This window comes from Oceanispirochaeta sp., assembly GCF_027859075.1.
Taxonomy (GTDB): Bacteria; Spirochaetota; Spirochaetia; order DSM-2461; family DSM-2461; genus Oceanispirochaeta.
The window spans coordinates 1-7,436 of the sequence record NZ_JAQIBL010000064.1 but is presented as its reverse complement, the minus strand read 5'-3'; the positions used below and the strand labels follow the sequence as shown (position 1 = coordinate 7,436).

General features: G+C 41.2%; 11 protein-coding genes and 1 pseudogene. 11 read left to right on the top strand and 1 reads right to left on the bottom strand.

Annotated features, from left to right (window positions below; genetic code table 11):
• The first annotated feature begins 251 nt into the window (after window positions 1-251).
• The 11 genes from PF479_RS03530 (at window position 252) to PF479_RS03480 (ending at window position 6,884) form a co-directional block, all read left to right on the top strand.
• Window positions 252-644, top strand: coding sequence for a PDDEXK nuclease domain-containing protein (locus PF479_RS03530; RefSeq protein WP_298002278.1), 393 nt, complete (start codon window positions 252-254; stop codon window positions 642-644).
• Window positions 637-987 (top strand): PDDEXK nuclease domain-containing protein, encoded by a 351-nt coding sequence (locus PF479_RS03525; protein ID WP_298002276.1) that lies wholly within the window; start codon window positions 637-639, stop codon window positions 985-987. The genes PF479_RS03530 and PF479_RS03525 overlap by 8 nt, the downstream gene beginning before the upstream one ends.
• 157 nt (window positions 988-1,144) lie before the next feature.
• Complete coding sequence (locus PF479_RS03520; protein ID WP_298002274.1) at window positions 1,145-1,426, top strand: type II toxin-antitoxin system RelE/ParE family toxin; 282 nt, start codon at window positions 1,145-1,147, stop codon at window positions 1,424-1,426.
• A gap of 12 nt (window positions 1,427-1,438) precedes the next feature.
• Window positions 1,439-1,732, top strand: coding sequence for a HigA family addiction module antitoxin (locus PF479_RS03515; protein ID WP_298002272.1), 294 nt, complete (start codon window positions 1,439-1,441; stop codon window positions 1,730-1,732).
• 33 nt (window positions 1,733-1,765) lie between these two features.
• Window positions 1,766-2,053, top strand: coding sequence for an ORF6N domain-containing protein (locus PF479_RS03510; RefSeq protein ID WP_298002271.1), 288 nt, complete (start codon window positions 1,766-1,768; stop codon window positions 2,051-2,053).
• Window positions 2,054-2,355: 302 nt separating this feature from the next.
• A complete protein-coding gene (locus tag PF479_RS03505) occupies window positions 2,356-2,634 on the top strand; it encodes a type II toxin-antitoxin system RelE/ParE family toxin (protein ID WP_149485406.1) in 279 nt (92 codons plus the stop codon).
• Between the two features lie 10 nt (window positions 2,635-2,644).
• The gene (locus PF479_RS03500) at window positions 2,645-2,959 is read left to right on the top strand and encodes a HigA family addiction module antitoxin (protein ID WP_149485407.1); all 315 of its coding nucleotides are present in this window, start codon (window positions 2,645-2,647) and stop codon (window positions 2,957-2,959) included.
• 352 nt (window positions 2,960-3,311) lie between these two features.
• Window positions 3,312-3,860: a hypothetical protein gene (locus PF479_RS03495; RefSeq protein WP_298002265.1), complete on the top strand. Its 549-nt coding sequence runs from the start codon at window positions 3,312-3,314 to the stop codon at window positions 3,858-3,860.
• A 594-nt stretch (window positions 3,861-4,454) separates the two neighbouring features.
• Window positions 4,455-4,721, top strand: coding sequence for a hypothetical protein (locus PF479_RS03490; protein WP_298002263.1), 267 nt, complete (start codon window positions 4,455-4,457; stop codon window positions 4,719-4,721).
• A 23-nt stretch (window positions 4,722-4,744) separates the two neighbouring features.
• Entirely contained in the window at window positions 4,745-6,079 is a 1,335-nt protein-coding gene (locus PF479_RS03485) for a DDE-type integrase/transposase/recombinase (protein ID WP_298002261.1), read from the top strand.
• Between the two features lies 1 nt (window position 6,080).
• On the top strand, window positions 6,081-6,884 hold the full coding sequence (locus PF479_RS03480; protein WP_298002259.1) for an AAA family ATPase: 804 nt from the start codon (window positions 6,081-6,083) through the stop codon (window positions 6,882-6,884).
• A gap of 149 nt (window positions 6,885-7,033) precedes the next feature.
• On the opposite strand, the pseudogene PF479_RS03475 reads toward PF479_RS03480, so the two are convergent.
• Window positions 7,034-7,436 (bottom strand): annotated as a pseudogene (locus PF479_RS03475) (hypothetical protein); the annotation flags it as partial.

Below are 7,436 nucleotides of genomic sequence, written 5' to 3'. Positions count from 1 at the left end.
CCTTTTCAATTGTTGAAACCCTTAACGTTGCGGATTGCAATTTAGTGTATGATAAAGTCTTTATCATTCCAGGAAACGGACACGTTGTAGAGTCACACATTAATCTCAGATAGAAGAATACCCATTTTCCAAAATAAAATATCTAATTAACTCAATATCACACATTAAATTATCGATAAAAAAAGGGATAGCCCAGTGTACCGGCAAGTACAGCTTTCCCTGAAATGAAAGGCTTTTCCCGGGCAAATCTGATGTATATGCGGGCTTTTGCCGAGGCCTGGAGAGAAGAGCAAATTGTCCAACAGGCTGTTGGACAATTACCCTGGGGGCATAATCTGGTGTTGCTCAGTAAGCTGAAAACAGAACACGATCGGCTTGCCTATGCCCAGGGAGCACTTGTCAATGGCTGGTCCCGTAATGTTTTAACCATTCATATTGAATCCAGGCTGCTTGAATGCACAGGAAAGGCCGTAACCAATTTTGAAAAGACCCTTCCCAAAGCTCAATCGGATTTGGCTATAGAGTCTCTTAAAAACCCTTATAAATTTGATTTTCTGGGTATAGGCTCGGAAGCTGCTGAAAAAGAAATAGAGGCCGCCATGGTGACTCATATTACCCAGTTTCTGATTGAATTGAGTGCCTGATTGCTTATGTCGGCAGACAGGTCCATTTGGAAGTGGGGAGGATGACTTTTTTATTGACCTTCTCTTTTATCACTTGAAGCTCCGCTGTTATGTGGTGATAGAAATCAAATCGGGCAAATTCAAGCCGGAACATCTGGGGCAGCTTGGTTTCTATTTAACCGCGATTGATCGGGAAGTTAAAAGTGAGCAGGAGAACCCTACTATTGGTTTGCTTTTGTGCAAAAGCAAGAACAAGGTCGTAGCCGAATATGCCTTGGGCGACAAATCACAGCCCATGGGTATTGCCGAATACAAGCTGGCCCAATCCCTGCCAGAAGAGTTTAAAACCAGTTTACCCTCATAAGTCTTCAAAAATCCCCAATCTTCCCTGTTCCATCCTTATTTGATGTCCCTTAAGAGATCTCCAATTACAGACAAATTATGGGGATTTTCAGGTATGACTGATAGAGATATTAATACTAATGCTTGACGATAGTAAACAAAGGCGTTAGTATATATCAATGATAGCCGGTTTTGATTCAAAAGAAACAGAAAAGATTTGGAATGGATACAAGTCTTTAAAACTTCCAAATGATATCCAAACAGTAGCGCGGAAGAAATTAAGGATGTTGAACAACGCCAGAGATTTGAATGACTTGAGGATACCACCTAACAATCGACTGGAAGCTTTGAAAGGAAACCGCCAAGGGTTTTATAGTATAAGGATCAATTCACAATGGAGAATATGTTTTCGCTGGGAAAAGGGAAGCGTATCAAATGTAGAGATCGTTGACTATCATTAAGAGGTTAAAGAAATGGAAAGATTGCCCAACATTCATCCTGGAGAGATTTTAAAAGAAGAATTTTTGGAACCCTTTGGAATAAGTGCCTATAGATTATCAAAGGAAATCAAAATACCTCAAACAAGGATATCCCAGATAATAAAGGGTAGAAGAAGGATTACTGCAGATACAGCTTTGAGACTTTCTGAGTTTTTTGGTAATTCCCCACAGTTCTGGATGGGTATACAGGATGACTATGATTTAGAAGAAGAAAAATTAAAAATAGAAGATGAATTAAAACTTATAAATCGAATTAAAGCCTCCTGATTCGTTTGAACTTCCGATAACAGCGGATCTACTATGGCTACGGGAACATACCCCGCAGCGCAAATCTTTCATAAAGAGGTTATCTATACCAAAGATATGGTTCATATTGTTTATACCATCCGCAATCAACGCGTCATGCTGGATCGGGATCTTGCCGTTGTTTTTGATACAGAAACAAGAAAAATAAATCAGCAGGTAAAAAGAAATCAGGGACGGTTTGGTGAGGGATACTCTTTCAAGTTAAACTCTGAGGAATTTCAAAACTTAAGGGAACTCTTGAGATCACAAAATGTGATCTCAAAATCCTGGTATTTACAGTAAATATGGTTGGATAAAAACCAAATGGAATTCGACTATTCGGAAATATCAACAAAGAGATCAACAGAATTAACTGATTCTGGATAAGAAATACCATCCTATTTACCGGTACTGGTCAGCAGTTCTAAAAACAGTTACGAGAACTTTTATCTTTCTGAAATTTTTTGTATGAAATATAAACCGGAAAACGTATTTGAGTATGGGGAATTTCAACCAGGGGATGAGGGGTCATACCTGGCTGTTATATTGGAAAAGAACCTTCTCATTTATTGACACCCATAACGTTGCGGGTTACAATTTAATGTATGATAAAATCCTTCAAGCACAAAGGGCTTGAACAGTTTTTCATCTCAGGCAGCAAGAAGGGTATTCAACCTGATCATTCCAGGAAACTGGCACGTATCCTTGACCGCCTGGACGCTTCAATTACAGTACAGGACATGGCCTTACCAGGATACAAGCTCCATCAATTATCTGGTAACGAGAAGGAGATCTGGTCGGTTTGGGTTAATGGGAATTGGAGAGTTACTTTCTTCTTTGAAGAAGGTGATGCCTATGTTGTTGATTATAGGGACTATCATTAGGAGATCTATTATGACCGAAAGACGTAAACCTGTTCACCCGGGTAATGTTATAAAAGAAGATATATTAGTACCACTTGGGCTGACTGTTACTAAGGCTGCTGTAGATTTGGGTGTTTCAAGAAAGTCTCTCTCTGAACTTATTAACGAGAAAGCATCATTGAGTCCAGATATGGCAACCCGTATTGCAAAGGCAACTAAAACCTCTCCTGAAAGTTGGCTGAATATGCAGTCCAAATTGGATTTATGGACATCAGAGCAAAAGGATATAACTGTTATCCCCTTTCCTGTATATTCTGAATCGGTGCATGATATAAAAGAAGGGTAATCTCACCCACTCCAAATGACTTCTAACGCCGGCTCAGATGCTTCAGTCCATTCGGTTAATGCCGGTTGCTAACGTTTCTGCACCTGTCACCCCTGTCTTAAATCCCTACAACCGTTAAGTGCTCTTCCCTCATAAAGCATAAAAACCTCCCCCAAACTCGTTCCCTCCTCATCTGATGTCCCTGAAGAGATCTAATTTCACAATTAGAAGCCCTGCCTGATCAGGAAGAATAATCCCTCTTGGGACGCTTCAGTTGTCCTGGAACTGAAAAAGACAACTATTAGTTCATTATTATTATGAAAAGTAAATGCGTACATAGTTAATAGCTGATATAGTAGAGGAGTCTTGGAGAGTGACAACTCACATGGGAAAGAATCAACTGGAACGGATACTCGAAATAGACCGCATACTGCGTGATCGAGGCAGCTGTACCAAACAGGAAATGGTGGAGCGCTTCGAAGTCTCCGAAAAGTCAGTGGAACGGGACTTTTCCTATAGAGCCGAGATCGTTCCTCGGCAAGCCTGCGGTACGACTCTATATCGTGACCGTCTCCATACCCCCCTGGAATATAACCGCCTGGACGACCAGTATTCCTACACAGACAAGAATTACTTTCTCCCTGCTGTCAGCCTTTCCGAGGGAGAAGCCCTGGCTCTGACCCTCTCCAGCGAGATTTTAAACCACTTTAATGCGGTGGGAGAGTTCGAGCAGCTGAGGGAATCCTTCACCCGTCTTTCTGCCTACCTTCCCGATAAGGTGATGGTGGATCTGTCCCGCCTCAATAGCCGGGTCAGCGTGATCACCGAGCAGCAGACTCTCCTTCATTCCAATGTCTGGAAGGTCCTGATGGACTGCGTCAGGGAGAACAGATCTGTCCGTGTGTTGGGGGAGGTGTATTAGCTTCTTTGAGGATTTAAGTGGCTACCAAGGCTCTAATAGAGCCTTGGTGTTCTATTGGGATAGGGCCTAAGGGTATCAAAGAGACGGATCAGATCAGAACCTATTGTAGATTCCCGGAATTTATAAGAGGAAGATTTAGTATCCTGCCGATTTAATTAATAAGACTTCGAAAAGAAAGGATAAAAGAATGCGGGATCTCAAGACCAATATCCTTCCCGCATCCTTAAATAACAAACTAAATTAATCGTAATACCAGAATCTATTTATTACAAGCTTAGAAAGCCAACTCACAGTAAAGAAGACTTCATTGAATGTGTGTGTCCCGTCTGTTTGAAATCCTTTTTTACCTACCTTTGTCAGTACCTGAAATATCATTATCAAAAATCCATCCCGATCATCAGAGTTGAATGCCTGGCTTGCGGATGTACCCATGCTCTGATTCCAGAGTTCTCGCTCCCTGGGACCAGTATAGGAACAGCAGAAGCCAATGAATATATGTATCGCAGGCAAGATGGGTTTTCCCAGAAGGCCGCATCAGAGGTCTTCACATCCCGAGGAATGAGCCGGAAATATGGAATACGGTTTGAGAAAAAGATGAACGGTGCAAAGCAAAGGGCAATGGCATTATTCCCAGATGGAAAAAATATTCTTCATAATCCTCTGCTGCTCTTCTATTCCAGGGACGGATCAACAACGCTTGCTATCCAGTTCGTGAATAGCATGTTCCTGAAAGAAGGATACAATCCACTGTTTTTCTCCCGGAGAAATATTCTAAGGATAAGAGAAAATAAACTGGGCAGGGTTCTCCCACTTAATAAGGGGGCTATCTGGTCGGAGATTGAGAAATTAGACTCATCATAGACCGATTTCAGGGAGAAATGTTTATGACTGAAGATGAAAATGAATTGAGAAGACGAAACATCTGTGATTTCAGACACTCTGTAGTGGCTGAACTGGGAAACCCCTATCTCAACAGGGGACAGCTGACAACGCTGATAAAAGAGAAATCAAAAAGGGATTATGAGATTCCCTATTCAAAAAGAACAACCATCACAGAGGGTTGCATCAGACGATGGCTCTGCTTGTATAGAAAGTTTGGAAAACAGGGGCTAAATCCTCAGATCCGGCAGGATCTGGGCAAAAGCCGCTTGATTGGAGAACAGGAACAAAACGGCATCATTGCACTTCTTGAATCCAATCCGGAATTAACAGCTATAGCTGCTGTAAGAAAACTACGGGAACAAGGTGTGATAAAAACAGAAATATCAAGCTCATCCCTCTCCCGATTCATTACATCCCAAGGATTAACTTCAAAAGAAAGGCAAAAAGTCATTATGAAAGAAAAGAGCCTCAAGTTTGATTTTTTTTCTCCTCTGGAATGTGTTCAGTCAGATGTTATGTACGGCCCTGAGATTCCTGATAAAAACGGAAAAATGCGAAAAGCCTTGCTGATGACTTTTCTGGATGATGCCACAAGAAGGATTCTTTATGGCCGCTTCTCTTTTTCTGAAAAATCTATCCTCTTTGAAGATGGGATCAAACATATTCTGAAAGCACAGGGGATGATCGGCCGCCTTTATACAGATAATGGTAGTAGCTTTGTCTCAAATCAGACAAGGAGGATTCTGGATATACTGGGGATTACCTTAAGCCACACCAAGCCGGGAATCCCTCAGGGAAAAGGGAAACAGGAAAGATTTTACAGAACTGTACGTGATCAATTCCTCCGGCCTCTGGATATCAGCGCGGTTAAAAATCTGGATGATTTGAATGCCAGATTCAATACATGGCTGGAGTGCGAATATCACCGGTCTCCTCACAGAGGACTTCAACAGCACATAACACCACTGGATGCATGGATAGCCAAAGCCCATCATATAAAATCTATTGCCTCCTCTATTGATCTGGATCGAATATTCCTTCATCTGTTGTCGCGCAGAGTCTACAAGGATTCCACATTCACACTGGGAGGGACTCTCTTTGAAGCCCCGGCGATTCTGAGCGGAAAACGAATCGATATCTATTTTGATCCACACCCCCCGGTCGATCGTGTCTTGGTCTCTCAGGGAGGTAAAGAATATGGAGATGCAAGGATTGTTGATACTTATGCCAATTCCAAAGTGAAGAGAGGGTATTCCAGATCGAGTGATCTCCAATCCGGGTATGAACACTCCGATTTACCTGTAAACCTTACTGCAACTAATATGGGAGGAAACTGAGATGAAAATGCGGGATGTTTACTCTCACTTCAATCTATCGTCGGATCCATTCACAAGGGAGATTAAAACAGAAAATTTGAAAACACTCCCGGGGGTAAGTAATGCCCTGGAACAGCTTCAGATTCTATTTGATACAAAGGGAATTGGTATCCTGACAGGAAAATCCGGGTCAGGAAAAACCTGTGTCCTGAGAATGGCAAGTGACTCTCTTCATCAAGGAACTTATGAATCTCACTACATCTGCCATACCTCTGTGGGAATACAGGAATTCTACTCTCATTTATGCCACACCTTTGGTCTACAGCCGTGTGGTAGAAGGGCTCCAATGTATAAAGCCGTTCATGAGCACATCCTGAATATGCATCGTACGAAACATGTTCACCCCATTCTTATCATTGATGAGGCAGATAAACTGGGTAATGATATCCTCCAGGAAATCAGGCTGATCGCCAATTTCAATTATGACTCTCTCAATGCTGTTACAATCCTGCTTTGCGGCCAGGAGCCCTTGATTCAAAAACTGGGATTATCCTCACTGGAATCTCTGGCAAACTCGGTTACTGTCACAGTAAGAATGGATACTTTGAAAAAAGAGGAAACCTTCTCATATATTGAACAGCGAATCGGTGATGTTTCATCTGGGGCATCCATATTTACTAAGCCCTCCATGAATCTCATCCATGATGCTTCAAGCGGTGTGATGCGGGTGATCAACAATATGGCGCAGCATGCATTAATAAAAGCCTATCTGTCAGGAAATTCCACTGTTGAGAAAGAGCATGTTCAATCGGTGTTGAGTCGTTGATTTTGATCAAATTCTTTTCTTATACGGGTGCTTCTCCCGTATTTTTTTACTCAGAATAATCCGGGAAAATCAAATGATAAAAGAAGCCGGGAAAACAAGCTGTTCGGTGCCATGGTTTAAGACAATTTTAAGCGGGAATTACTGCTAATTTAAATCGGGAATCTACAACTATCTCCGGGTGGAAATGATCTTTGGATAATTTGAGTCAGTAATTGGTTCCTATTAAAATCGATTCCAAAATGATCAACAAGACTTTTCTCTACTTTCAATCGAAGATGTAAATATGTGAGTGTATGTTTCAATGTATTATTTAGAAGAGGATAATTATCTTCTCTTAGAATATTTAAACTATCGACATCATAATTAATAATATCCTCTGCGCTAACAATATGTGAGTTTTGAATTATGCTGGTACAAAAAACACTATTGTAAATCTCAGAAATATCAATTCTATCCTGATTATATCCATGCATTATCTTAGTTAGCTTGTTTTTATTTTCTATATCATTAATTATTTGACAGTAGCCACGTAAAAAAGGAACTACAGATATT